Here is a 23,838-nt window from a genome sequence, read left to right as displayed (position 1 = left end):
AAAAGATCACAGAGACTCCACACTGACCCGCGCACACCGCGCGCCCGCCCCGCACCCCGACGCAGACCCCGAAGGCTCAAGGCCCCATGCCCCCCACGCTCGCCTCGCTCGTCCACCACTCGGCGCTCAAGCTGACCGTGCGCGCCGGCGAGGACCGCCTCGACGTGCCGGTGCGCTGGGCCCACGTCAGCGAACTCGCCGACCCCGTGCCCTACATGGAGGGCGGGGAACTGCTGCTGATCACCGCCCTCAAGCTGGACGCCGAGGACCCCGAGGTGATGCACCGGTACGTGAAACGGCTGGCGGGCGCCGGAGTGGTGGGCCTCGGATTCGCCGTCGGGGTCAACTACGACGACATCCCCGAGGCACTGGTGGAAGCCGCCCGGCGGGAGGGCCTGCCGCTGCTGGAGGTGCCGCGCCGCACCCCCTTCCTCGCCATCAGCAAGGCCGTCTCCGCCGCCATCGCCGCCGACCAGTACCGCGCGGTCACCGCGGGCTTCGCCGCCCAGCGGGAGCTGACCCGGCGGACCCTGACCGACGGACCGGAGGGCCTGCTGGCCGCGCTCGCCGCGCAGGTCGACGGCTGGGCGGCGCTGTACGACGCCTCGGGCGCCGTCGTCGCCACCGCACCGGAGTGGGCGGGCCGCAGGGCGGCGCGGCTCACCGCGGACGTACAGCGGCTGCGCGAGCGCCCCGCCCCGGCCTCGTCGGTCGTCGGGGGAACCGGGAACCCCGACCACCCCGAGAACGCCGACCGGGTGGAGCTGCACTCCCTGGGCACCTCCCGCAGGCCCCGCTCCGCGCTCGCCGTCGGCACCGCGGCCGCCCTCGGCACCGCCGAGCGGTACGCGGTCCACTCCGCCATCGCCCTGCTGACCCTCACCACGGAACGCTCCCGCTCCCTGCACGAGGCCGGGCTGCGCATCGACGCGGCCGTGCTGCGCATGCTGCTCGCCGGCGAACCCGACCACGCGCGCACGGTCGCCGGGGACCTGTACGGCGGGCTGCTGGACGCGCCGTTCCGGATGATCGTCGCCGAGTCGGGGGCGGCCAGGAACAGGGCCGCCACGGCCGCGCACACCGCCGCCGCAACGGGCGGCGACCCCGGCGGCGACCCGCTCGGCACACTCGGCGCGCTCGCCGAGGCGGCGGAGTCCGCGGCGGCCCGCTCCGGCGAGGCGGTGCTGGTCGTCCCCGACGGGGAACGCCTGGTGGTGCTGGCCACCGACGGGGGCGCGGCCGTCGCCGCCTGCGTCGAGCACGCGTCCGCGCTGGAGGCCGCCCGCCCGGCCGCCGAGCCCCTCGCGGGCGGCGACGAGGAGAGCCTGGTCGTCGGACTCTCGGCACCGTCCGGACCCATCGCCGCGTCGGCCGCCTACAAGCAGGCCCAGCAGGCCCTCTCGGTGGCCCGCCGGCGCGGCCGCGTCTGCGTGGAGCACGAGCACGTGGCGGCCGGCTCGGTCCTGCCGCTGCTCGCCGACGACGCGGTGCGCGCCTTCGCCGACGGCCTCCTGCGGGCGCTGCGCGACCACGACGCCACCGGCCGGGGCGACCTGGTCGCCTCCCTGCGCGCCTGGCTCTCCCGGCACGGCCAGTGGGACGCGGCCGCCGCCGACCTCGGCGTCCACCGGCACACCCTGCGGTACCGGATGCGCCGGGTGGAGGAGATCCTCGGCCGCTCGCTGGACGACCCGGACGTCCGCATGGAGCTGTGGCTGGCCCTGAAGACGACGGCGCCGGAGTAACGCCCCCGGAGCGCTACCCCCACCTGGCCACCGCGTCGAACACCCGCCACCCACCACTACACCCTGGACAAGCGCCCGCCACCCCGCCCCGCCCTACCGTGGACCCCGCACGGCGCACACACCACCACCCCCAACGCGGAAGGGCCGGGACTCGACAATGACTTCCACCCACGCCTTCTGGCTCGCCGGCCGCCAGGCCACCGGCGAGTCCGACTTCGACGTCACGTCCCCCTGGGACGGCACCACCGTCGGCACGGTGAGCCTGCCCACCGACGCCCAGGTCGAGGAGGCCGTGGCCGCCGCGTACGCCGTACGGGACGAGTTCGCCGCCACCCCCGCCCACGTACGGGCCGCCGCCCTCGACCACGTCAGCCGCCGCCTGCTGGAGCGCACCGAGGAGATCGCCCGGCTGATCTCCGCCGAGAACGGCAAGCCCGTCAAGTGGGCCCGCGGCGAGGTCGGCCGCGCCGTCTCCGTCTTCCGCTTCGCCGCCGAGGAGGCCCGCCGCTTCAACGGCGGCGAGGCCCAGCGCCTGGACACCGACGCGGGCGGTCAGGGCCGCCTCGCCCTCACCCGCCGCTTCCCCAAGGGAGTCGTCCTCGGCATCGCGCCCTTCAACTTCCCCCTCAACCTGTGCGCCCACAAGATCGCCCCCGCGATCGCCGCCGGCGCGCCCCTCATCCTCAAGCCGGCCCCGGCGACGCCCCTGTCCGGCCTGATCCTCGGCGAACTCCTCGCCGAGACCGACCTGCCCGCCGGCTCCTGGAGCATCCTCCCGGTCCCGAACGACCGCATGCCCGCCCTCGTCCAGGACGAGCGCCTCCCGGTCATCTCCTTCACCGGCTCCGAGACCGTCGGCTACGCGATCATGGACTCGGTGCCCCGCAAGCACTGCACGCTGGAGCTGGGCGGCAACGGCGCGGCCGTCGTCCTCGGCGACTGGGCGAGCGACGAGGACCTGGACCGCGCCGCGGCGCGCATCGCGACCTTCTCCAACTACCAGGGCGGCCAGTCCTGCATCTCCGTGCAGCGCGTGATCGCCGACGCCACCGTCTTCGACCGCCTGCTGCCCCGCATCGTCGCCGCCGTCGAGGCCCAGGTCACCGGCGACCCGAACGACGACGCGACCGACGTCGGCCCGCTGGTCAGCGAGGCCGCCGCCGAGCGCGTGGAGGCGTGGGTGCGGGAGGCCGTCGACGCGGGCGCCACGCTCCACACCGGCGGCAAGCGCGACGGCGCCTCCTACGCCCCGACCGTCCTCACCGACCTGCCCGCCGGCACCACCCTCGCCCGCGAGGAGGTCTTCGGCCCCGTCCTCAGCGTGCAGAAGGTGACCGGCGAGGCCGAGGCCTTCGCCGCCGTCAACGACTCCAAGTACGGCCTCCAGGCAGGCGTGTTCACCCACGACCTCCAGGCCGCCTTCCGCGCCCACCGCGCCCTGGAGGTCGGCGGCGTCGTCATCGGCGACGTCCCCTCCTACCGCGCCGACCAGATGCCGTACGGCGGTGCCAAGCAGTCCGGCGTCGGCCGTGAGGGCGTGAAGTTCGCGATGGACGACTACACCTACGAGCGGGTGCTGGTCCTCACCGGACTCGCGCTCTGACGTCCGGTCTCATCCGGCGTCGAGCTGGTGGTCCGCCCAGACGTACGTCTCGGGCAGCAGGTCGGAGACGGGGACCGCGCGGACGCGGTCCCCTTCCCCGACGATCACCTTGAGCCCGGGGAAGTAGTCGAGCAGGACCTGACGGCACCGGCCGCACGGCGGGACGACCCCCCGCTCGCGGTCGCCGACGGCGACGATCGTCTCCAGCTCGTACGCGCCCTGGGCCGCCGCCGCGCCGACGACGACCAACTCGGCGCAGGGGCCGCCGGTGAAGTGGTAGGCGTTGACGGCCGTGACGATCCGGCCGTCCCGGGCGCGGGCCGCGGCCGCCATGGTGTGGTTGTCGCCCCGGCAACGGGTACGGGCCACGTGCGCCGCGGCCTCGACGAGTTCGTGGTCGACGGGGTTGGTCTGCGAGGGCATGGTCTTCGCCTTGTCAGGTGTCGGACGGCGTCGGGCCGGGGGCCGTCGGCCGGTGTGCGGTCGGGGTGCGGGGTCCTACTGTGCGACAGTCCGTCGCCCTGCCCGACAGCAGGCCCCGCAGCCTCCCGTACGCGTCGTCCCAGGACCACGCCGTACGCACCCAGCGGCGGCCCGCGTCGCCCATGGCACGGGCGAGCCGGGGGCCGCGCAGGAGCCTGATCAGCCGGTCCGCCGTCGCCGCGACCGAATGGCCGTCGACGACGTGCCCAGTCTCCCCCTCGCGCACCGCGTCCGGGGCGCCGCCCGAGTCGCCCGCGACGACCGGCAGTCCGGACGCGGCGGCCTCCAGGTACACGATGCCCAGGCCCTCCACCTCCAGACCGCCCTTACGGGTACGGCACGGCATCGCGAAGACGTCGGCGGCGGCGTAGAACGCCGGGAGCGCGGGGTGAGGGTGGCCGCCGGCGAGGACGACCGAGTCCAGGACGCCCTCGCGCAGGGCCAGTTGCCGCAGTGCGGGCGCGTAGGGGCCGTCGCCGACCAGGAGCAGTACGGCGTCCGGGACCGCCCTGAGTACCCAGGGCAGCGCCCTGATCAGGGTGTCCTGGCCCTTGCGCGGGACCAGCCGGGCCGCGCACAGGATCACGGGGCGGCGGCCCAGTCCGTACCTGGTCCTGACCGGAGTGCCGTCGACACCGGGGTGGAAGGCCCGGGTGTCGACGCCGGGGGCCAGACGGGCGGTCCGGGTCCCGGGGGCGAGGGCCGCCTCGATCGGGCCCCGGGTGCTCTCGCCCAGCCAGGTCAGCGTGTCCACCTGGCTGCCGATGCGCCGCAACAGGCCCCGGGTGCCCGGGGTGCGGGCCCACCACACCTCGTGGCCGTGGGTGGTGGCGACGGCGGTGCGGACACCCGCCGTACGGCGCAGCCGCCCCGTCATCAGGGCGAGGGGCGCCGCCGCGCCGAACCACACCCGGTCGCAGCCGTACCGGCGGGCCACCTCCCCGGCGTGCGCGGCCGCGCGGGGTGTGGGCAGCAGGGCGCGGGCCGGGTGGCGGACCACCGGGTACGGGAAGGTCTCGCCGGGTCCCGCGGTGGCTGTGGGCGCGGAGGTCAGGACGACCACCTCGTCGGGCGGGAAGCGGTCGGCCAGCTCCCGGACGAAGGTCTCGATGCCGCCCTGCCGGGGCGGGAAGTCGTTGGTGACGATCAGCGTGCGGGCCCGGGTGCGGGCGTCGTTCGTCATGGGGCCTCGCTTCTCATGGGGGGCCTCGCTCGTCATGTGGGGATCCTCTCGACGCAACGGTCCGTGACCTGGGGGCCGCGGTGCGTCGGCTCGTGCGCCAGGGCGGTCAGGAGCAGCGGGTAGACCAGGTAGCCGAAGCGCGTCGCCGGCATCAGGGACGTCGCCAGGCCCAGGCCGAACGCGAGCCGCCAGGCCGCCGCCCGCACCGTCTGCGGAGGGCGTACCGCGAGCGAGGCGCCGATCAGCAGCGCCCCGGCCGTCAGGAGCGCGAGCGCGATCACCCTGCCGCCGGGGACGTGAGCCGCGAGCAGGTGCCCCGGCAGCGGACTGCCGGCGGGCGAGGCGGTGGCGGCGAGACCGAGCGGGAAGGCGACGACGTTCCGGAGGAACCCGGTGGGATCGGCGAGCGCGAAGGGCAGGACCACCGCCGTCGCGGTGCCCAGGCCCACACCCGCGCACCGCAGGGCCGACCGGCCGCCCTGCCGCGCCGCGACCAGGGCGAGCGCGACCGGCAGCGCGGGCCAGGCGGTCCACTTGAGCGCGGCGGCGGCCCCGAGCACCAGGCCGGCTGCACCCGGTCGGCCCCGCCCGGCCAGGGCGACACCGAGGCACATCAGACCGGCCACCGGCAGGTCGACGCCGCCCACCGCGAACGGCAGCGCGACCAGGGGGCAGGCGAGGAGCGGCCCGACGCGGCGCGGGCGGGCGACGGCCAGGGCCGCGACGAACGCGCCGCCCAGCCACCAGCGGGGATCGCCCGGCAGTACGCCGAAGACGGCCATCCCCGGCAGGTAGGGATTGAAGCCGGTGACGGTCGCGGGAGCCGTGACGTACGGGCTCCCGGTGACGGCCAGCAGGTGTCCCGACCGCTCGACCACGGCCACCTCCGACTGCCCCGCCCCCGCCAGCACCAGGCCGACGAGCGGCAGTACGGCGGCCCCTGCCACGGCGACCGCCCGTGCGGCCGGGCGCGGAGCGGACCCCGACGCCAGGAGCGCCGCGAGCGCGTACCCCGCCCCGGCCGAGCACCCCCACACCTGATGTGTCGGCAGGTCCGACACCGTCGCGAAGCCCGCCGCCGCCACCGCGTACCCGGCCCACACGTACCGTTCGACGGGCCGCCGGGCGTACCTCGCGATCCGCTCCCCACAGGACTTCCTCATGTCCGTCGACGCTAGGAACCCGCAGGTCGAAGGGCGTCAACCGAGGCTCCGCACCCGGGACTCAACCCGTGGTACGACCTCCGGCCGAAGACTCCACCCGAGCGGTGACGCGCGCCTGCGCCCCGGCCGGGATCATGGGGGGATGAGTACGTCGCCCCAAGAGCGGCTGCGCGAGTGGATCGCGGCACCCGCCTACCCCTGGATCACCGGCGGCGCCGTGACGGTGGGCGGGGTCGCCGAGTTGATCGTCGTCCCGGGCGGTGTGACGACCGCCGCAGGGGTGCTGGTGTCCGCCGCCTCGCTGATGTGGCGGCGCTCCTTCCCGCCCGTCGCGATGCTCACGGTCGCGGCGGGGCTGATCGGCTTCGCCGGGGACGTCAACCTCTACGTCTCGATCATGGTGAGCGGGCTGACCGGCTGCTACTCGCTGGGCCGCAACCGGGTGGTGCACCCCGCCCTCGCCGTCGCGGGCGGCGCGCTCGGCGCCCTGTGCGTGAACCTGGTGCACATCAACACCTGGTCGCGGATGGACCTGCCGGTGCCCGCGCTGTGGGAGAAGGGGTCGCTCAGCCTGTTCGCCGAGTCCTTCCTGCTGACCGTGGTCGTCTTCGGAGCAGTGATGATGGGCGACGCGGTCCGCTCCCGGGAGGAGACGCGCAACGAACGGAGCCTGGCCCAGGCACAGTTGATCGCCATGGAGCGACAGCACGCGGCCGAGGCGGAACGCGCCGCGATCGCCCGTGAACTGCACGACATCGTCTCCCACTCGGTGTCGATGATCGCCGTGCAGGCCGAGAGCGCCACGTACACCACGCCCGGACTCACGCCCGAGGCCCGCGACGGCTTCCAGCAGATCGCCGGCACCGCCCGCTCCTCGATGGCCGAACTGCGCCGCCTGCTCGGCGTCCTGCGCACGCCCCAGGGCGACACCGCCCTCACCGCGCCGCAGCCCACCCTGGACCACCTGGCCGAACTGGTCGACCAGCACCGGGCGGTGGGCGGCACGGCCGAGCTGCGGATCACCGGCGAGCGGGTGGCGCTGCCCGCCGCGTGGGAGCTGTCCGCCTACCGCATCGCGCAGGAGGCGCTGACCAACGCCCGCAAGCACGCCCCCGGCGCCCGGACGGTCGTCGAGGTCGACTACGGCGCCGACCGGCTGCTCACCCTTCGCGTCCGCGACGACGGACCGGGCGGCGACCACGGCTCCGGCCCCGCCGCGGGCGCCGGAACCGGACACGGGCTGACCGGAATGCGGGAGCGGGCCGCCCTGGTCGGGGGCCGGCTCACCGCCGGGGCCGGTCCGGACGGCGGCTTCCTGGTGGAGGCGGAGCTGCCGTGGGGGAGCGGATGAGTTCCGGGGATCGAGCGAAGGAGCCGCGGGTGATCAGGGCGCTGGTAGCCGACGACCAGGCGGTCGTGCGCACCGGGTTCGTGAACCTGCTGGGCACTCAGGACGACATCGAGGTCGTCGCCGAGGCGGAGGACGGGGTGCAGGCGGTGCGGTCGGCCCGCGAGACCCGGCCCGACCTCGCGCTCCTGGACATCCGGATGCCGCACAAGAACGGCATCGAGGCGGCCCGCGAGATCCTGGCCGCCTCCGACGGTGCCACGAAGGTCCTGATGCTGACGACCTTCGGCCTCGACGAGTACGTGTACGACGCGCTCGCGGCCGGGGCGGCCGGTTTCCTGCTCAAGGACGCCACCTTCCCCGAACTGCTGCACGCGGTACGGGTGGTGGCGGGCGGGAACGCCCTGCTGTCGCCCGAGATCACCAAGCGGCTGATCGCCGAGTTCGTGCATGCCCGCGGCGCGCGGCTGCCCGTGCCCGCGGCCGGTGACCTCACGGCCCGGGAGACGGAGGTGCTGACACTGATAGCGCGGGGCCTGTCCAACGCGGAGATCGCGGGGCGCCTCACCATCACCGACCACACCGTGAAGACCCACATCAACCGGCTGTTCGCCAAGCTGGAGCTGCGCGACCGGGCCCAGGCGGTGATCGTCGCCTACGAACTGGGCCTGGTCCGGGCGGGCGGCGAGTCAGGGGCCCGGTACCGGTAGGCGCCGGTGCCGGGCCCCGTCCCCGTGCCGGGCTTCTCCGGACCCTCAACCGGAGAAGCCGACGTGCGCGAGCCGCAGAGAGCCGCGCAGCCTGATGCGGAGATCGTGGACGCCGGCGGCGGTGAAGGCGCCGCCCAGGTCCACGTAGTCGTACGGTCCCGCGGTCGGCGCGTCCGGTGACAGCGCCGCCGTCCACGGGGCGCCGTCCAGCGCGACCTCGACCGAGCCGCCCGCCCCCGCGACCGACACGGTCACCCCGGTCACCCCGGTGCCGAAGTCGCAGGCGCGGTAGAGCAGTTCGCCCGTCCGTCCGGCGAGGGCCGTGACCGCGTCGCCCACCACCTTCGTCCGGTCGACGATCTCCGTGCCGCTCTGCTCGTCGAAGTCGGCCGCCGCCACGCCCCGTGCGCCGACCGGGCGCGGCACGGCGGGCTCGCCGTCGAGCGTGACGGTCGTCGCCAGGCGCACGTCCTCGCTGGAGGCACCCACCAGCAGCGCGTACGGCCCCGGTTCCAGCCGCCACCGGTCGTGCGCGACGTCCCAGAACGCGAAGGCGGACAGCGGCACCTCGAAGGAGACCCGGTCCGACGCCCCCGGGGCCAGGGTGAGCCGGCGGTGGGCCAGCAGTTCGCGGCGCGGGCGCGGAACCGACGGGGCCTCGGCACGGACGTAGAGCTGGGCCACCTCGTCGGCGGAGACCTCCCCGGTGTTGGTGACCGTGAAGGACACGGTCACCGCCCCGTCCCGCACCTGAGCCGTCAGGCCCCCGTACCCGAACGACGCGTAGGACAGGCCGTGCCCGAAGGGGAACAGCGGCGTCCCCTCGAAGTACAGGTAGGTCTGGCGGCCGCCGATCACGTCGTAGTCGAGCAGCTCGGGCAGGTCGGCATCGTCCGCGTACCAGGTCTGCGGGAGCCGGCCCGCGGGGGAGACGTCCCCGGCGAGGACCCGGGCCAGCGCGGTGCCGGCCGCCTGCCCGCCGTGCGCGGTCCACAGCACCGCCGGGAGCGTCTCGACGCCGACCGCGTACGGATAGGCGGACACCAGCGCCAGCACGGTCGCCGGGTTGGCGGCGCGGGCCGCGCGCAGCAGCCGTTCCTGCTGCGCGGGCAGCCGCAGCGTCGTACGGTCCTCGGTCTCCCGGCCGTTGATGTGCGGGTCGTTGCCCGCCACCACGACGACCACGTCCGCCCCCGCCGCCACCCGCGTCACGGCGTCCTCGCCGCGCTCGACGACGACCACGTCGAACACCTCGGCGTCCGCACCGCCCACACCGCCCGCACCGCCCGCACCGCCCACACCGTCCGCACCGTCCGCGGCGCCCGCGACGGCCGCGTCCGGGGCGGCAACCTTCACGCCGTCGGCGGCGACCTGGACGGGACGACCCGTGCCCGTGTGCCTCAGGAGGTGACCCCCGTCATGGGGTTCCAGCCGGAAGGTCTCCTGCACGATCCAGCCCCCGGGCTGGTCGGCGGAGGCGCGCACGAAGCCGTCCTCGGCGACGGACAGGTACCGGCCGTCGGGCGCGCGCAGCGTGAGCACGCCCCCGCCCCAGTCGATCAGCGCCAGTTCGGTGCCGACGGCGTCGGTGGTCAGGGGCGGCAGGTCGGTGCGGCCGGCGACCAGGGCCGGGTCCAGGGCACCCTCCGTGCCGGGTGCCTCGGCGGCGGCGTCGTCGGCCGGGAGGACGTGCAGGAACCTGCCGTCGGCCGTGCGCAGCCGGACCCGGTCCACGCCCTCCGCGAAGCTCACGCAATCGGCGCCGAACCGCTCGTACAGGCCCTCCAGAGGAGTCGAGCGGTGGATGAGCGTGCCGCTGTACCAGTCGAGCTTGCACTCGTCGGCGAGCAGGCCGACGACGGCGACGCGGGTGTCGGGGGCCAGCGGCAGGACGCCGTCGTTCCTGAGCAGGACCACCGCCTGCTCGGCCGCCTCCCGCGCGAGCGCCCGGTGCTCCGGCGTGTCGAAGTCCGCGGCGGTGTCCGCCGCGCCCGCGTACGGGTCGTGCTCCGGGTCGAACTCGCCCAGCCGGAAGCGGACCGACAGCTGACGGCGCACGGCCGCGTCCACGTCCGCCTCCGTCAGCAGGCCCGCGTCCAGGGCACCCCGGACGCGGGCGACGATCTTCGAGGAGTCCGTCCCGTGGTCGGTGAAGCTGTCCACCCCGGCCCGCAGCGCGGCGGCGGTCGCCTCCTCGTGGGTGTCGAAGTAGTGCTCCGAGTCGACCAGGTTGGAGGGCGCGCCGGCGTCCGAGCAGACCAGGAGATCCTCCCGCGTCCAGGCGCGCAGGTGCCGGCCGAGGTGCGGGGAGAGGTGGTTGGGGCGGCCGTTGACCAGGTTGTAGGCCGGCATCACCCCGGCCACGGCGCCCGCCTCGACCGTGTCGCGGAAGGCCCGCAGGTCGTACTCGTGCAGGACCCGCGGGCGGACGGAGGACGAGGAGGTGTCCCGGTCGGTCTCGTTGTTGTGCGCGAGCCAGTGCTTGAGGACGGGCGCGGTGCGCCAGTACGTCGGGTGGTCGCCGCGCAGGCCCCGGGTGTAGGCGGTGGCGACGGCGGAGGTGAGCCTCGGGTCCTCGGAGTAGCCCTCCTCGTTGCGGCCCCACAGCGGGTGGCGCAGCAGGTTCACGGTCGGGGACCAGACGTTGAGGCCGACGCGGTCGTCCCGCGCGCGCATCGCCCTGGCCTCCTTGGACACCGCCTCGCCGACCCGCCGCACCAAGTCCTCGTTCCACGTGGCGCCCAGGCCCACGGCCTGCGGGAAGACGGTCGCCGGGCCCATCCAGGCCACGCCGTGCAGCGCCTCCTGGCCGGTGCGGAAGGCGGCGATGGAGAGCCGCTCGACTGCGGGCGCGAACTGGTGCAGGAAGGCGGTCTTCTCGTCGAGCGTGAGCCGCGACATCAGGTCGTCGACGCGCTTCGCGAACGGCAGTTGCGGATCACGGAACGGCGGCGTGGGTGCGGACACGTGAGGGTCCCCTTGGGATGGAGCGAGCAGGACGTCGAAGCGCTTCGATGCTCCGTGCCGCCCCGGGTGGGTGTCAAGACGGGCAGCAATCTTGGGAACGACCCTTGTGTGCCCCGAGGGGTTAACTTAACCTCGCTGCAACATCGAAGCGCTTCGACACGAGCCGAGTTCAGTTCCCTCACGACACCGCAGCCGACGGCCACCGTCGGGTGTTTTGGTGTGCCACGAAGGCACGAAGGGTTGACGCACATGACGCCGAACGCCGCCTCCGGTCCCAGCCGGAGAAGTTTCCTCGCCTCCACGGCGGTCGCCACCGCGGCCGTGGCGGGAGGGGTGCCGCTGCTCTCCGCCTGCGGCGGATCCGACGGAGGCTCGCGCGACGGCACCACGTCGGGCAAGGACGCCAAGAAGCTGCTGCCGGCCTACGTGGCGGCGAGCGTGGTCACGCCCGACATCCCGAGCAAGAACGGCTCCGCGGTCGGCTTCACGAGCAAGCTCGACCTCGCGGACCTGAAGACCTCGGTTCCCAAGAAGCTCGGCAAGGGCGGCCGGGTCACCGTCATGTCGCCGTTCTGGGGATCCCCGCCCAAGGACGACAACGCCTACTACAAGGCGATGAACGACCTCATCGGCGTCGACGTGGTCTGGCAGAACCAGGACGGCAACACCTACGACCAGAAGCTCGGCGCGGTCCTCGCCTCCAGCGAGGTGCCCGACGTCGTGGTCGTCCCCGGCTGGAACATGACCGGCAGGATACCCAGCGCCATCATCGGCAAGTTCGCCGACCTCGGCCCCTACCTGTCCGGCGACGCGGTCAAGGAGTACCCGAACCTCGCCGCGATCCCCACCGACGCCTGGCAGCGCTCCATCTTCGGCGGCAAGCTGCTCGGCCTGCCGATGCCGTCCTCGTACGTGTCCGGCATCGTGCCGCTGTACCGGCAGGACGTCTTCGAGAAGGAGGGCTACGACGTCCCCCGCTCCTGCGACGAGTTCATGGCGCTCGCCAAGGACGCCACCAACGCCAGGGCCAAGCGCTGGGCCTGCCTGGACATGAAGTGGACCGCCTTCAACGCCTTCGGTGTGCTCTCCGGCAACGAGAAGTCGCTCGGCTGGAACCAGGTCGACGGCAAGCTGATCTACCGCGCCGAGACGGACGAGTACCTCGAAGCGCTGGAGTGGACGCGCAAGCTGTTCGCCGCCGGGGTCGTGCACCCCGACGCCAAGCTCGGCAAGTCCAACGCCGCCGACCCCGGACCCAAGTTCGCCGCCGGCGAGTTCCTCGTCTACAACCAGGACATCTCCCAGTGGTGGAGCCGCACCGCCGAACAGGCCACCCAGAACCCCGAGTTCAGGATCTGGGGCATGGACTTCTTCGGGCACGACGGCGGTCAACCCTCGCTGTGGGCGCAGAACCCGGCCAGCATCTTCGCCTTCGTCAACAAGAAGGCGTCCAAGTCCGTGATCCGCGACGTGCTGGCCGTCGCCAACGTCACCGCGGCGCCGTACGGGACCAAGGAGTACATGGCCACCAACTACGGCGTCGAGGGCACCCACTACACCGTCAAGGACGGCGTACCCACCAAGACCGACCAGGGCAACATCGACGTGATGAACGCCTACGTGATGGTGGCGAGCCCCGCGGCGACCATCGCCCACCCGGACTTCCCCGAGGTCGCCAAGGGGCAGGTCGAGTGGCAGCAGCGAACGGGCGCCGTCACCAGGAAGCCCACGTTCTACGGCATGCAGATCGTCGAGCCCGCCCGCTACACCAACCTCTCCAACGACTTCGAACAGCTGGAGGACGACATCGTCCGCGGCCGCAAGAAGGTCGGCGACATGCAGCAGGCCGTCTCCGACTGGAAGAGCAAGGGCGGGGACAAGCTGCGCGACTGGTACCAGAAGATCCTCGACGAGAACGGTCCGGCGGCCGGCTGACCAGGTACCGAGGCAAGGAGAACCACCGTGTCCCACAGCACGGTGCCTCGGACCAGGGCCGAGGCCGATGCGACGAAGAAGACCCCGGCGGCGTCCGGCGACGCCACCGGCCCCCGCGGGAAGCAGCGGGACCCCGGGAGGCCGAGCCTGCGGCTGCGGTTCCGCCGTGACCGCCTGCTGCTCCTGATGACACTGCCGGCCGTGCTGCTGGTACTGCTCTTCAACTACGTGCCGATCCTCGGAAACGTCGTCGCCTTCCAGGAGTACGACCCCTACCTCAGCGACAACGGGATCGTCTCCATCCTGCACAGCCCCTGGGTGGGCCTGGAGAACTTCCAGCGGATCTTCGCGGACTCCGCCTTCTGGAACGCGGTGCGCAACACGCTCGTGCTCTTCCTGCTCCAGCTCGTGCTCTACTTCCCGATCCCCATCGCGCTCGCGCTGCTCATCAACAGCGTGGTCAGGCCCCGGGTGCGGGCGATCTCGCAGGCCATCCTCTACCTGCCCCACTTCTTCTCGTGGGTGCTGGTGATCGCCGTCTTCCAGCAACTGCTCGGCGGCGCCGGGCTGCTGTCCCAGCTGCTGCGCGACCACGGGTACGACGGGCTCAGCGTCATGACCGACCCGGACACCTTCAAGTTCCTGATCACCGCGCAGAGCGTGTGGAAGGACGCCGGCTGGGGGATCATCGTCTTCCTCGCCGCCCTCGCCTCGGTCAGTCCCGACCTGTACGAGGCCGCCGCGATGGACGGTGCGAACCGCTGGCGCCGCATGTGGCACGTCACGCTGCCCGCGCTGCGTCCGGTGATCGCCCTGCTGCTGGTGCTGCGCGTCGGCGACGCCCTGACGGTGGGCTTCGAACAGATCCTGCTGCAACGCGACGCCGTGGGACCGGGCGCGGCGGAGGTCCTCGACACCTTCGTGTGGTGGAACGGCGTGCGCAACCAGGACTTCGGCTACGCGGCCGCCGCGGGGCTCGTCAAGGGCGTCATCAGCCTCGGCCTGGTGCTGGTGGCCAACAAGGTGGCCCACCTCATGGGCGAGCAGGGGGTGTACAAGAAGTGACCGCCGTACCCGAAGCGACAGCCGTACGGGACACGACCGCCGCGAGTGATCCGCCCGCACCGAGGCCCCGCCGCCCGTGGGCGGCCCCGCCCCGCCCCGTGTGGGAGGAGAAGCCCAGCCGGGCCGGACTCGCCGGCAAGGGACTCGTGCTGCTCCTGGCCTGCCTGGGCATCCTCTTCCCGCTGTGGATCGTCGTCGTCACCAGCCTGTCCAGCCGCAGGTCCATCGACGAGGCGGGCGGCCTCGTGATGATCCCCAAGGACATCACCTTCGTCGCCTACCAGGAGCTGCTCAGCGGCGGCCAGGTCACCCGCGCCGCTCTCGTCAGCATCGGCGTCACACTCGTCGGCACCCTGTTCTCCATGGCGGTGTCCGTACTGTGCGCCTACGGGCTCTCCCGCAGCGGCTCGCTGGGCCACCGCTGGATCCTCATGGTGCTGCTCGCCACGATGTTCTTCAGCGCGGGCCTCATCCCCACCTACCTGCTGGTGCAGTCCCTGGGCCTGACCGACAGCTACCTCGCGCTGATCCTGCCGAGCGCGATCAGCGTCTTCAACATCCTGGTGCTGCGCGGCTTCTTCATGGGCATCTCCCAGGAACTGATCGACAGCGCCCGCATCGACGGCGCCGGGGACCTGCGCATCCTGTGGCGGATCGTCCTGCCGCTGTCCCGCGCGGTCGTCGCGGTGATCACCCTCTTCTACGCCGTCGGCTACTGGAGCGCCTGGTTCAACGCCTCCCTCTACCTGAACGACCAGGACATGCTGCCCCTGCAGAACGTCATGATCCAGCTGGTGCAGAAGCAGGAGGCGCCGGTCGGCCTCGGCCAGGCCATCAAGACCGGCGAACTGTCCGGGCTGGCCGTGCAGATGGCCGTGATGGTCATGGCCCTGCTGCCGGTGGCCGTCCTGTCGCCCTTCGTCCAGCGCCACTTCAGGAAGGGCATGCTCACCGGGGCGGTGAAGGGCTGATGCCGGACCTCTCCGACGTCACCGGCCGGCGCATCCTCTTCGGCGGCGACTACAACCCCGAGCAGTGGCCCGAGGAGACCTGGCCCGAAGACGTACGCCTGATGAAGGCCGCCGGCGTCAACTCCGCCACCCTCGGCGTCTTCTCCTGGTCGAAGCTCGAACCACGCCCCGGCGTCCACGACTTCGGCTGGCTGGACCGGCTCATGGACCTGCTGCACACGAACGGCATCGGCGTCGTCCTCGCCACCCCCACCGCCTCGCCCCCGCCCTGGCTGGGGCACCTGCACCCCGACACCCTGCCCCACGACGCCGACGGCCGCACCGAGTGGTGGGGCGGCCGGCAGCACTTCTCGCACTCCAGCACCGTCTACCGCCGACACGCCGCCGCCATCACCGAGGCCCTGGCCGCGCGGTACGCGAGCCATCCCGCGCTCACCCTGTGGCACATCAACAACGAGTACTGCACCTACGACCACGGCGACGAGGCCGCCACCCGCTTCCGCCGCTGGCTCCAAGGCCGCTACGGCACCCTCGACGCCCTCAACACCGCCTGGGGCACCGCCTTCTGGAGCCAGGGCTACGGCGACTGGGCCGAGATCACCCCGCCCCGCCGCGCCCACTACCTGAAAAACCCCACGCAGGTCCTGGACTTCCGGCGCTTCACCTCCGACATGCTCCTGGAGTGCTGCACCGCCGAGCGCGACATCGTCCGCCGCCACACCCCGCACCTCCCGGTCACCACCAACTTCATGCCGCTGTGGTCCGGCCAGGACGCCTGGCGCTGGGCCGAGGAGGAGGACGTCGTCTCCGTCGACCTCTACCCCGACCCGCGCGACCCGTTCGGCGCCCAGGAGGGCGCCCTGGTCCAGGACATGACCCGCTCCCAGGCCCGCGGCCCGTGGATGCTCATGGAGCAGGCGGCCGGTGCCGTCAACTGGCGCGGCGTGAACCACCCCAAGCCGCGCGGCCTGGGCCGCCTCTGGTCGCTCCAGGCGGTGGCCCGCGGCGCGGACGCCGTCTGCTACTTCCAGTGGCGCCAGTCGCGGCAGGGCGCCGAGAAGTTCCACTCCGCAATGGTCTCCCACGCGGGGGAGCGGGGGCGCACCTTCCAGGAGGTCAAGCGGCTCGGGGCGGACCTGGCCCGGATCGCCCCGCACGTCACCGGCGGCGCGGTCGCCGCCGACGTCGCCGTCCTGCACGACTGGCACTCCTGGTGGGCCGGCGACCAGGAGGCCCGGCCCTCCCGCGAGGTCGACTACCCGGACGTCCTGAGGGCCTGGCACCGCGCGCTCTGGCAGGCCGGCCTCACCACCGACTTCGCCCGCCCCGACCACGACCTGACCGGCTACCGGCTCGTGGTCGTCCCGCAGCTCTACCTCCTCACCGACGCGGCCGTCGACAACCTCCTCGCCCACGTGCGTGGCGGCGCCACCCTCGTCTGCGGCTTCCTGACCGGTGTCGCCGACCAGGACGACCGGATACGGCCCGGCGCCATGGACGTCCGGCTGCGCGAGCTGTTCGGCATCCGCACCCTGCACGAGTGGTGGCCGCTCCAGCCGGGTGAGCGAGCCGAGTGCGAGGGCGGCCTGCACGGCACCCTGTGGTCCGAGGAACTCGAGCCCGACGGCACCGCCGACGAGACGATCGCCTACCGGGGCGGGGAACTCGACGGACTGCCGGCCGTCCTGCGCAAGGGCCGCGCCTGGTACCTCTCCACGCTCCCCGAGCCGGACCGGCTGCGCGCGCTGCTGGCCCGCGCCGCCGCCGACGCGGGCGTCCGGCCGGTGCTCGACGGGCTCCGGGACGGCGTCGAGGCGGTCCGGCGCGGTGACCTGCTGTTCCTGCTCAACCACGGCCGCGAACCGGTCACCGTCGACCTCCCGGGCACCCACCACGACCTGCTGACGGAGACGACGGCCACCGACCGGATCACCCTCGGCCGCTACGGCGCTGCGGTGCTGAGGCCATGAGCGCCACGCCCGTCCACGGCACCTGGGAGCCGGAACCCGCCGCCCGCTGGGAGGACGCCTTCCTGAGCGGCAACGGCCACCACGGCGCCCTCGTGTCCGGCGACCCGGACGCCGACCGGGTGATCGTCACCCACCACACCCTCGTCCGCCCCGACGGCGACGACGGACACCGCCGCCCGCCCGCGCTCGCCGCCGGGCTCCCCGCCCTCCAGGACCGGCTGCTGGCCGGGGACGCCACCGCCGCCGAGGACTTCACCGACGGCCGCCCGCTGCAGTGGGTGCGCCCCTTCCACCCGGCCTTCCAACTGCGCCTGAACCGACCGCCGGAGGCCGGCACCCACGGCACCCGCGCCCCCTACCACCGCGCCGTCGACTTCACCACCGGCGAGACCACGGCCGCCCGCGGGGACTGGACCAGCCGCGTCTTCGTCTCCCGCGCCGACGACGTGATCGTCCAGCGCGTCACCGCCCCGCACCTCACCCTCGACCTCTCCCTCGACCCCCGCCTCCCCGGCGCCCCCGCCGGACTCCGCATCGGCCACGGCGCCGTCCTCGCCCCCGAGGGCGCCCTGCTCACCCTGCGCGCCCGCTACCCCGGCAGCGACCTCGCCTACACCGGCGTCACCCTCGCCGCCGTCACCGGCGGCACCGTGAAGCTGGTCCCGCCGGGCGTCCTCGTCGAGGGCGCCACCGAGGTGCTGCTCCTCACCCGGGTGCGCCGCCACACCGGCGAGCTGGACACGGTCGCCGAGAGCCGCGCCCTGCGCGACCTGCTGGACGGCGCCCCGTACGCGGCCCCGTACGACGGCCTCCTCGCCCGGCACCTGACCCGGCACCGCACCGCGTACGACCGCGTCACCCTCGACCTCGCCGCCGACCCCGCCGAACGCGCCCTGCCGGGCTCGGCACTGCTCGCCCGGCCCGGCGGCCCCGCCCTGCTGGAGCGGCTCTTCGCCGCCGGCCGCTACCACCTGCTGTCGGCGAGCGGCCTGCTCCCGCCCCGCCTCACCGGCCTGTGGACCGGCGACTGGAACACCGCCTGGTCCGGCGCCTTCACCACCAACGCCAACCTCAACCTCCAGACCGCCTCCGCCGCGGCCGCCGCCCTCCCCGAGGTCACCGAGGCCCACGCCGCGCTGGTCCACCGGCAACTGCCCGACTGGCGGGACAACGCCCGCGAGATCTTCGGCGCCCGGGGCGCGGTCGCGCCCTCGCACACCGACGGCGAGAGCGGCCACACGTACCACTTCAGCCGCGAGTACCCGCTGCACCTGTGGACCGCGGGCGCCGACTGGCTGCTCAAGCCCCTCGTCGACCACGACGAGACCCGGGGCGCCCACGACCCGCGCACCACCGCCGCCCTGGCCGAAGCCGCCCTCTTCTACGAGGACTTCCTCCACCGCACCGACGAGCACGGCCACCTGGTCGTCGTCCCCTCCTACTCGCCCGAGAACCGTCCCGCGGGCGCGAGCTGGGGCGCCCTGAACGCGGCCATGGACCTCTCCGCCGCCCGGCACGCCCTGCTGACCGCCGCCGACCGCCACCCCGAGCACGCCGAGCGCTGGCGCGCCCTCGCCGACCGCCTCCCGGCGCACCGGGTCAACGCCGACGGCGCCCTCGCGGAGTGGGCGTGGCCCGGCCTGGCGGACACCTACGACCACCGCCACCTCAGCCACCTCTACGGCGTCTGGCCGCTGGACGAGATCAACCCGTACGACACCCCCGACCTCGCCCGGGCGGCCCACCGCGCCCTGACCCTGCGCGGCGCCGAGAACGACTCCGCCCACGGCCACCTCCACCACGCCCTGGTCGCGGCCCGCCTCCGGAACGGAGCCGGGGTCGGGCACGCGCTGGGGCAGGTGCTCGGCGGCGACTACTTCCACGCGTCCCTGATGAGCGCGCACTACCCCCGCCGCGACGTCTACAACGCGGACGCCGCGCACGCCCTGCCCGCCGTGCTCGTCGAGATGCTCGTGCAGTCCACCCCCGGCCGGCTGGTCCTGCTCCCGGCCCTCCCCGCCTCCTGCCCGCAGGGCGAACTCAGAGGCGTACGCACCCGGTTCGGGGCCGTACTCGACCTCACCTGGAAACCCGACGGCAGCGCGACGGCCGTCCTGCGCCCCGCCCGCACCCGCCGTATCGAACTCCGGACCCCCTCCGGCGCCGAACCGCTCGACCTCGCCGCCGGGGAGGACCGCGTCATCAGCGTGAAGGCGCGGTAGCACCAGCGCACGTCCCCCCACCCATGGAAGGAAACGCCATGGCACCACGCACGCGCCCCACCCGTACCCGTGCCCGCACGCGCACCCTGACCGCCCTCCTCGCCCCGGCCCTCGCGCTCGGCGCCACCGTCGGGCTCGCCGCCGCCCCCGCCCAGGCCGCCGTCTGGAACTCCTGCGACCAGTGGGGCAACACGAGCCTGAACGGCTACACCCTCTACAACAACATCTGGGGCTCCGGCGCCGGCAGCCAGTGCGTGTGGGCCAACTCCGGTACCGACTGGGGCGTCTGGGCCGACCACCCCAACACCGGCGGCATCAAGTCCTACCCGAACGCCAAGAAAGTGATCAACAAGCCGATCACCTCCCTCTCCTCGCTCACCAGCAGCTACCACGTCACGGTCCCGTCGTCCGGCGCGTACAACACCTCGTACGACATCTGGGACACGGACCACGACTACGAGATCATGCTCTGGGTCAACCACAACGGCGCCGTCGGCCCCCTCGGCACCTCGCAGGGCTCCGTCGGCCTCGGCGGCCACACCTGGAACGTCTACAAGGGGAACAACGGCGCCAACGAGGTCTTCTCGTTCCTGCGCACCTCGGACTCGAACTCCGGCACCGTGAACATCCTCCCGATCCTGAAATGGATCAAGGACACCAAGGGCTGGATGGGCAACGAGACCATCGGCGACGTGCAGTTCGGCTACGAGATCACCTCGTCCGCCGGCGGCCTCGACTTCCGCACCAACAACCTGACGGTCAGCGGCGGCTGACCACGGCAGCCGCATCACCGGCGGCCCCCCTCGTGCGCCTCGCGCATCACGCCGAGCAGGTACGGCTTGAGGTGCCGGCGCGCGGGGCGGAGCCGCTCCTACGGCCGGACGGGCGCCGGTCCCGAGCTGGCCCGGACGGTCAGCTCCGGTGCGAGCAGCACGACCTCGTCGCTGCCGCGGCCGTCGAGCTTGGCGACCAGCTGTTCCACGGCCCGCCGGCCCATCTCCTGCGCGGGCAGCGCGACCGAGGTGAGCCGCACCGAGGCCTGGGTGGCGACCTGCTCCGGGCAGACCGCGACCACCGACACGTCCTCCGGCACCGCGCGGCCCTGCTGGCGCAGCAGGGCGAGCAACGGCTCGACCGCCGACTCGTTCTGCACGACGAGGCCCGTGGTGTCCGGGCGTTCGTCGAAGACGCGGGCCAGCGTCGCGGCCATCGCGTCGTACCCGCCCTCGCAGGGCCGGTGCAGCAGCCGCAGACCCAGCTCACGGGCGCGCGTGCGCAGCCCGTCGAGGGTGCGCTCGGCGAATCCGGTGTGCCGTTCGTAGACGGCGGCGGCCTCGCCTATGACGGCGATGTCGCGGTGCCCCAGCTGCGCCAGATGCTCCACGCACAGCGCACCGGTCGCCCGGAAGTCCAAGTCGACACAGGTGAGGCCCTCCGTGTCGGCGGGAAGTCCGATCAGTACGGACGGCTGGTGGGTGTCGCGCAGCAGGGGGAGCCGCTCGTCGTCGAGCTCGACGTCCATGAGGATCATCGCGTCGGCGAGCCCGCTGCCGGTGACCCGGCGCACCGCGTCGGGGCCCTCCTCACCGGTGAGCAGCAGGATGTCGTACCCGTGGGTGCGCGCACCGGCCGCGACCGCGATGGCGATCTCCATCATCACCGGTACGTACATGTCGGTGCGCAGCGGGATCATGAGGGCGATGATGTTCGACCGGCTGCTGGCCAGTGCGCGGGCACCGGCGTTCGGGTGGTAGCCGAGCTTCCGGATGCTCTCCTCGACCCGCTGCCGGGTGGTGGTGGAGATGGACCGCTTGCCGCTGAGGACATAGCTCACCGTGCTCGCCGAGACTCCGGCGTGCTGGGCGACCTCGGCGAGGGTGACCATCCAGCTCTCCAAGATGTGTGAAGCGCTTCGACAGCGCGCGGGACCCGTAAGGGAGGGGTGAGGATGGTTCGACAGTAGCCGCAGCGTGGACGGGTGTCCATAGTAAGTCGAAGCGCTTCGACTCGTTCGTCCTCCGCGTTCCCCTCTCCCGGCCTCCCCCCGCAGTATCGGCCGAACGGCCGCACGAAGGGTGGCTGGGGCGCCCTGGATCGGGTACATACGATCGGGTAGCACCCACTAGGTAACGTACGTCCGCAAGTTCGTGCAGGACGAATCGTGGCGAGGTGAGCCTCATGTCCGCACCACCCACCCCCTCTTCCTCGGCTTCTCCCTCCTCCCGACCCACCGTCACCGAACGTGAGGCCCGCCAGGTCGCGGAGGCGGCCCGGGAACAGGACTGGCGCAAGCCGAGCTTCGCCAAGGAGCTGTTCCTCGGCCGCTTCCGTCTCGACCTCCTCCACCCCCACCCGCTCCCGGCCGACCAGGACGTCCAGCGCGGCGAGGAGTTCCTCGCCAAGCTGCGCGACTTCTGCGAGACGAAGATCGACGGGGCGGTGATCGAGCGCGACGCGCGGATCCCCGACGACGTGATCACCGGGCTGAAGGAGCTGGGCGCCTTCGGCATGAAGATCGACACCAAGTACGGCGGCCTCGGCCTGACCCAGGTCTACTACAACAAGGCCCTCGCCCTGGCCGGATCCGCGAACCCCGCGATCGGCGCGCTGCTCTCCGCCCACCAGTCGATCGGCGTGCCGCAGCCGCTGAAGATGTTCGGCACCCAGGAGCAGAAGGACACCTTCCTGCCGCGCTGCGCCCGCACCGACATCTCGGCCTTCCTGCTCACCGAGCCGGACGTCGGCTCCGACCCGGCGCGACTGGCCACCACGGCCGTCCGGGACGGCGACGACTACGTCCTGGACGGCGTGAAACTGTGGACCACCAACGGCGTGGTCGCCGACCTGCTCGTGGTCATGGCCCGCGTCCCGAAGCCCGAGGGCGGCAAGGACGCGGCGGGCGGCAAGGGGGGCATCACCGCGTTCGTGGTCGAGGCCGCCTCCGAGGGCATCACGGTGGAGAACCGCAACGCCTTCATGGGCCTGCGCGGCCTGGAGAACGGCGTCACCCGCTTCCACCGCGTCCGGGTGCCCGCCGCCAACCGCATCGGTCCGGAGGGCGCCGGCCTCAAGATCGCGCTCACCACCCTCAACACCGGCCGCCTCTCCCTCCCCGCGATGTGTGTCGGGGCCGGCAAGTGGTGCCTGAAGATCGCCCGCGAGTGGTCGGCAGTGCGCGAGCAGTGGGGCAAGCCGGTCGCGCTGCACGAGGCGGTCGGCTCCAAGATCTCCTTCATCGCGGCGACGACCTTCGCGCTGGAGGCCGTCCTGGACCTCTCCTCCCAGATGGCCGACGAGGACCGCAACGACATCCGCATCGAGGCCGCCCTGGCCAAGCTCTACGGCTCCGAGATGGCCTGCCTGATGGCCGACGAACTGGTCCAGATCCGCGGCGGCCGGGGCTTCGAGACCGCGGCCTCCCTCGAAGCCCGGGGCGAGCGCGCGGTCCCCGCCGAGCAGCTCCTGCGGGACCTGCGCATCAACCGCATCTTCGAGGGCTCCACCGAGATCATGCACCTGCTGATCGCGCGCGAGGCGGTCGACGCCCACCTCTCGGTCGCCGGTGACTTGATCGACCCCGACAAGACCCTCTCCGACAAGGCGAGGGCGGGCGCGCAGGCCGGCGTCTTCTACGCCAAGTGGCTGCCGAAGCTCGTCGCCGGCCCCGGCCAACTCCCGCGCTCGTACGCGGATTTCCACCCCTCGGGCCACCCCGACCTCTCCTCCCACCTGCGCTACGCCGAACGCACCGCCCGCAAGCTCGCCCGCTCCACCTTCTACGCCATGTCCCGCTGGCAGGGCCGGATGGAGAGCAAGCAGGGCTTCCTGGGCCGGATCGTCGACATCGGCGCGGAGCTGTTCGCGATGAGCGCCGCGTGCGTGCGCGCCGAGCACCTGCGCGTGAAGGACGACCACGGCCGCGAGGCGTACCAGCTCGCCGACGCCTTCTGCCGCCAGTCCCGCATCCGCGTCGAGGAACTCTTCGGCCGCCTGTGGAGCAACACCGACGACCTGGACCGCAAGGTCGTCAAGGGCGTGCTGGGCGGCGCCTACGAGTGGCTGGAGGAGGGCGTCGTCGACCCGTCGGGCACCGGCCCGTGGATCGCGGAGGCGACCCCGGGCCCGTCCCGGCGGGAGAACGTCCGCCGCGCCATCGGCTGAGCCGAGGGCCCGGCCCGGACGTCGGTGCCGGGCCGCGCCTCGGCCGCCCGGACTACCCGCGGGGCAGCGCCGAGGACGCGCCGGGCCCGGTCACGGCCAGGCGCGGGCGCGGCCGCCGCCGAGGCGCAACCCGGGGCGCCCGTCCGGCCTGGACCCCGCCCTCCCGAGCCCGGGTCGGCGACCCGAGCCGCCCGCTCCCTGCCGAGCGCGGGTCGGCGGCCCGAGCCGGGCGCTGAGACACATCGGCCGCTGCGGACGCCCAGCGGGCTGTAGCAATCGGAGGGCGGGGTGGCCTGACGAGCGGGCGGGGTG

The 23,838-nt window shown here is 73.3% G+C and carries 16 protein-coding genes; 11 read left to right on the top strand and 5 right to left on the bottom strand.

Going from position 1 to position 23,838, the window contains the following annotated elements:
* Positions 1-86: 86 nt before the first annotated feature.
* Positions 87-1,745 carry a PucR family transcriptional regulator gene (locus ACFV9J_RS33650; RefSeq protein ID WP_385360743.1) on the top strand — a complete coding sequence of 553 codons (1,659 nt, stop codon included), beginning with the start codon at positions 87-89 and terminating at the stop codon, positions 1,743-1,745.
* A gap of 157 nt (positions 1,746-1,902) precedes the next feature.
* Positions 1,903-3,348 (top strand): aldehyde dehydrogenase family protein, encoded by a 1,446-nt coding sequence (locus tag ACFV9J_RS33645; protein ID WP_385360741.1) that lies wholly within the window; start codon positions 1,903-1,905, stop codon positions 3,346-3,348.
* A gap of 9 nt (positions 3,349-3,357) precedes the next feature.
* On the opposite strand, the gene ACFV9J_RS33640 is transcribed toward ACFV9J_RS33645, so the two are convergent.
* Genes ACFV9J_RS33640 through ACFV9J_RS33630 form a run of 3 tightly spaced genes read right to left on the bottom strand, consistent with a single transcriptional unit; the run spans position 3,358 to position 6,177 of the window.
* Complete coding sequence (locus ACFV9J_RS33640; protein WP_385360738.1) at positions 3,358-3,771, bottom strand: cytidine deaminase; 414 nt, start codon at positions 3,769-3,771, stop codon at positions 3,358-3,360.
* A gap of 13 nt (positions 3,772-3,784) precedes the next feature.
* Positions 3,785-5,014, bottom strand: coding sequence for a glycosyltransferase family 4 protein (locus ACFV9J_RS33635; protein ID WP_385360735.1), 1,230 nt, complete (start codon positions 5,012-5,014; stop codon positions 3,785-3,787).
* Between the two features lie 32 nt (positions 5,015-5,046).
* Positions 5,047-6,177 carry a glycosyltransferase 87 family protein gene (locus tag ACFV9J_RS33630; protein WP_385360733.1) on the bottom strand — a complete coding sequence of 377 codons (1,131 nt, stop codon included), beginning with the start codon at positions 6,175-6,177 and terminating at the stop codon, positions 5,047-5,049.
* A gap of 142 nt (positions 6,178-6,319) precedes the next feature.
* On the opposite strand from ACFV9J_RS33630, the gene ACFV9J_RS33625 reads away from it, so the two are divergent.
* Both ACFV9J_RS33625 and ACFV9J_RS33620 read left to right on the top strand, forming a co-directional pair.
* Positions 6,320-7,528: a sensor histidine kinase gene (locus ACFV9J_RS33625; RefSeq protein ID WP_385360730.1), complete on the top strand. Its 1,209-nt coding sequence runs from the start codon at positions 6,320-6,322 to the stop codon at positions 7,526-7,528.
* Positions 7,525-8,235 carry a response regulator transcription factor gene (locus ACFV9J_RS33620; RefSeq protein WP_385360727.1) on the top strand — a complete coding sequence of 237 codons (711 nt, stop codon included), beginning with the start codon at positions 7,525-7,527 and terminating at the stop codon, positions 8,233-8,235. Before ACFV9J_RS33625 ends, ACFV9J_RS33620 begins: the two co-directional genes overlap by 4 nt.
* A 45-nt stretch (positions 8,236-8,280) precedes the next feature.
* Here the strand turns inward: ACFV9J_RS33620 and ACFV9J_RS33615 are convergent, their stop codons facing one another.
* Positions 8,281-11,202 carry a glycoside hydrolase family 3 C-terminal domain-containing protein gene (locus tag ACFV9J_RS33615; protein WP_385360724.1) on the bottom strand — a complete coding sequence of 974 codons (2,922 nt, stop codon included), beginning with the start codon at positions 11,200-11,202 and terminating at the stop codon, positions 8,281-8,283.
* 249 nt (positions 11,203-11,451) lie between these two features.
* Between ACFV9J_RS33615 and ACFV9J_RS33610 the strand changes: the two genes are divergently transcribed.
* The 6 genes from ACFV9J_RS33610 to ACFV9J_RS33585 are packed head-to-tail and all read left to right on the top strand — an operon-like array spanning position 11,452 to position 20,138.
* Positions 11,452-13,137, top strand: a complete 1,686-nt coding sequence (locus ACFV9J_RS33610; RefSeq protein WP_385360721.1) for an extracellular solute-binding protein — start codon at positions 11,452-11,454, stop codon at positions 13,135-13,137.
* A 27-nt stretch (positions 13,138-13,164) separates the two neighbouring features.
* Positions 13,165-14,202, top strand: a complete 1,038-nt coding sequence (locus ACFV9J_RS33605; RefSeq protein ID WP_385360718.1) for an ABC transporter permease — start codon at positions 13,165-13,167, stop codon at positions 14,200-14,202.
* A complete protein-coding gene (locus ACFV9J_RS33600) occupies positions 14,199-15,173 on the top strand; it encodes a carbohydrate ABC transporter permease (RefSeq protein WP_385360716.1) in 975 nt (324 codons plus the stop codon). The genes ACFV9J_RS33605 and ACFV9J_RS33600 overlap by 4 nt, the downstream gene beginning before the upstream one ends.
* Entirely contained in the window at positions 15,173-17,143 is a 1,971-nt protein-coding gene (locus ACFV9J_RS33595) for a beta-galactosidase (protein ID WP_385360714.1), read from the top strand. The genes ACFV9J_RS33600 and ACFV9J_RS33595 overlap by 1 nt, the downstream gene beginning before the upstream one ends.
* A complete protein-coding gene (locus ACFV9J_RS33590; protein WP_385360711.1) occupies positions 17,140-19,365 on the top strand; it encodes a glycoside hydrolase N-terminal domain-containing protein in 2,226 nt (741 codons plus the stop codon). The genes ACFV9J_RS33595 and ACFV9J_RS33590 overlap by 4 nt, the downstream gene beginning before the upstream one ends.
* Before the next feature lie 38 nt (positions 19,366-19,403).
* On the top strand, positions 19,404-20,138 hold the full coding sequence (locus tag ACFV9J_RS33585; protein ID WP_385360708.1) for a hypothetical protein: 735 nt from the start codon (positions 19,404-19,406) through the stop codon (positions 20,136-20,138).
* A 98-nt stretch (positions 20,139-20,236) separates the two neighbouring features.
* Here the strand turns inward: ACFV9J_RS33585 and ACFV9J_RS33580 are convergent, their stop codons facing one another.
* Positions 20,237-21,250: a LacI family DNA-binding transcriptional regulator gene (locus ACFV9J_RS33580; protein WP_385360705.1), complete on the bottom strand. Its 1,014-nt coding sequence runs from the start codon at positions 21,248-21,250 to the stop codon at positions 20,237-20,239.
* 293 nt (positions 21,251-21,543) lie between these two features.
* Here ACFV9J_RS33580 and ACFV9J_RS33575 point away from each other — a divergent pair, with 293 nt between their 5' ends.
* Entirely contained in the window at positions 21,544-23,526 is a 1,983-nt protein-coding gene (locus tag ACFV9J_RS33575) for an acyl-CoA dehydrogenase family protein (RefSeq protein WP_385360703.1), read from the top strand.
* Positions 23,527-23,838 lie beyond the last annotated feature (312 nt).

The sequence above is a fragment of the Streptomyces sp. NPDC059906 genome, from assembly GCF_042730645.1.
In the GTDB taxonomy this organism is placed as follows: domain Bacteria; phylum Actinomycetota; class Actinomycetes; order Streptomycetales; family Streptomycetaceae; genus Streptomyces; species Streptomyces rubrogriseus.
This window is presented reverse-complemented; position numbering and strand designations above follow the sequence as displayed.

Bases quoted from the DNA above. Each gene is read 5' to 3' on its own strand.
- ACFV9J_RS33585 (WP_385360708.1), top strand. From the start codon at position 19,404: ATGGCACCACGCACGCGCCCCACCCGTACCCGTGCCCGCACGCGCACC.
- ACFV9J_RS33625 (WP_385360730.1), top strand. From the start codon at position 6,320: ATGAGTACGTCGCCCCAAGAGCGGCTGCGCGAGTGGATCGCGGCACCC.
- ACFV9J_RS33650 (WP_385360743.1), top strand. From the start codon at position 87: ATGCCCCCCACGCTCGCCTCGCTCGTCCACCACTCGGCGCTCAAGCTG.
- ACFV9J_RS33640 (WP_385360738.1), bottom strand. From the start codon at position 3,771: ATGCCCTCGCAGACCAACCCCGTCGACCACGAACTCGTCGAGGCCGCG.
- ACFV9J_RS33630 (WP_385360733.1), bottom strand. From the start codon at position 6,177: ATGAGGAAGTCCTGTGGGGAGCGGATCGCGAGGTACGCCCGGCGGCCC.
- ACFV9J_RS33635 (WP_385360735.1), bottom strand. From the start codon at position 5,014: ATGACGAACGACGCCCGCACCCGGGCCCGCACGCTGATCGTCACCAAC.
- ACFV9J_RS33580 (WP_385360705.1), bottom strand. From the start codon at position 21,250: ATGGTCACCCTCGCCGAGGTCGCCCAGCACGCCGGAGTCTCGGCGAGC.
- ACFV9J_RS33575 (WP_385360703.1), top strand. From the start codon at position 21,544: ATGTCCGCACCACCCACCCCCTCTTCCTCGGCTTCTCCCTCCTCCCGA.
- ACFV9J_RS33595 (WP_385360714.1), top strand. From the start codon at position 15,173: ATGCCGGACCTCTCCGACGTCACCGGCCGGCGCATCCTCTTCGGCGGC.
- ACFV9J_RS33620 (WP_385360727.1), top strand. From the start codon at position 7,525: ATGAGTTCCGGGGATCGAGCGAAGGAGCCGCGGGTGATCAGGGCGCTG.
- ACFV9J_RS33590 (WP_385360711.1), top strand. From the start codon at position 17,140: ATGAGCGCCACGCCCGTCCACGGCACCTGGGAGCCGGAACCCGCCGCC.
- ACFV9J_RS33610 (WP_385360721.1), top strand. From the start codon at position 11,452: ATGACGCCGAACGCCGCCTCCGGTCCCAGCCGGAGAAGTTTCCTCGCC.
- ACFV9J_RS33645 (WP_385360741.1), top strand. From the start codon at position 1,903: ATGACTTCCACCCACGCCTTCTGGCTCGCCGGCCGCCAGGCCACCGGC.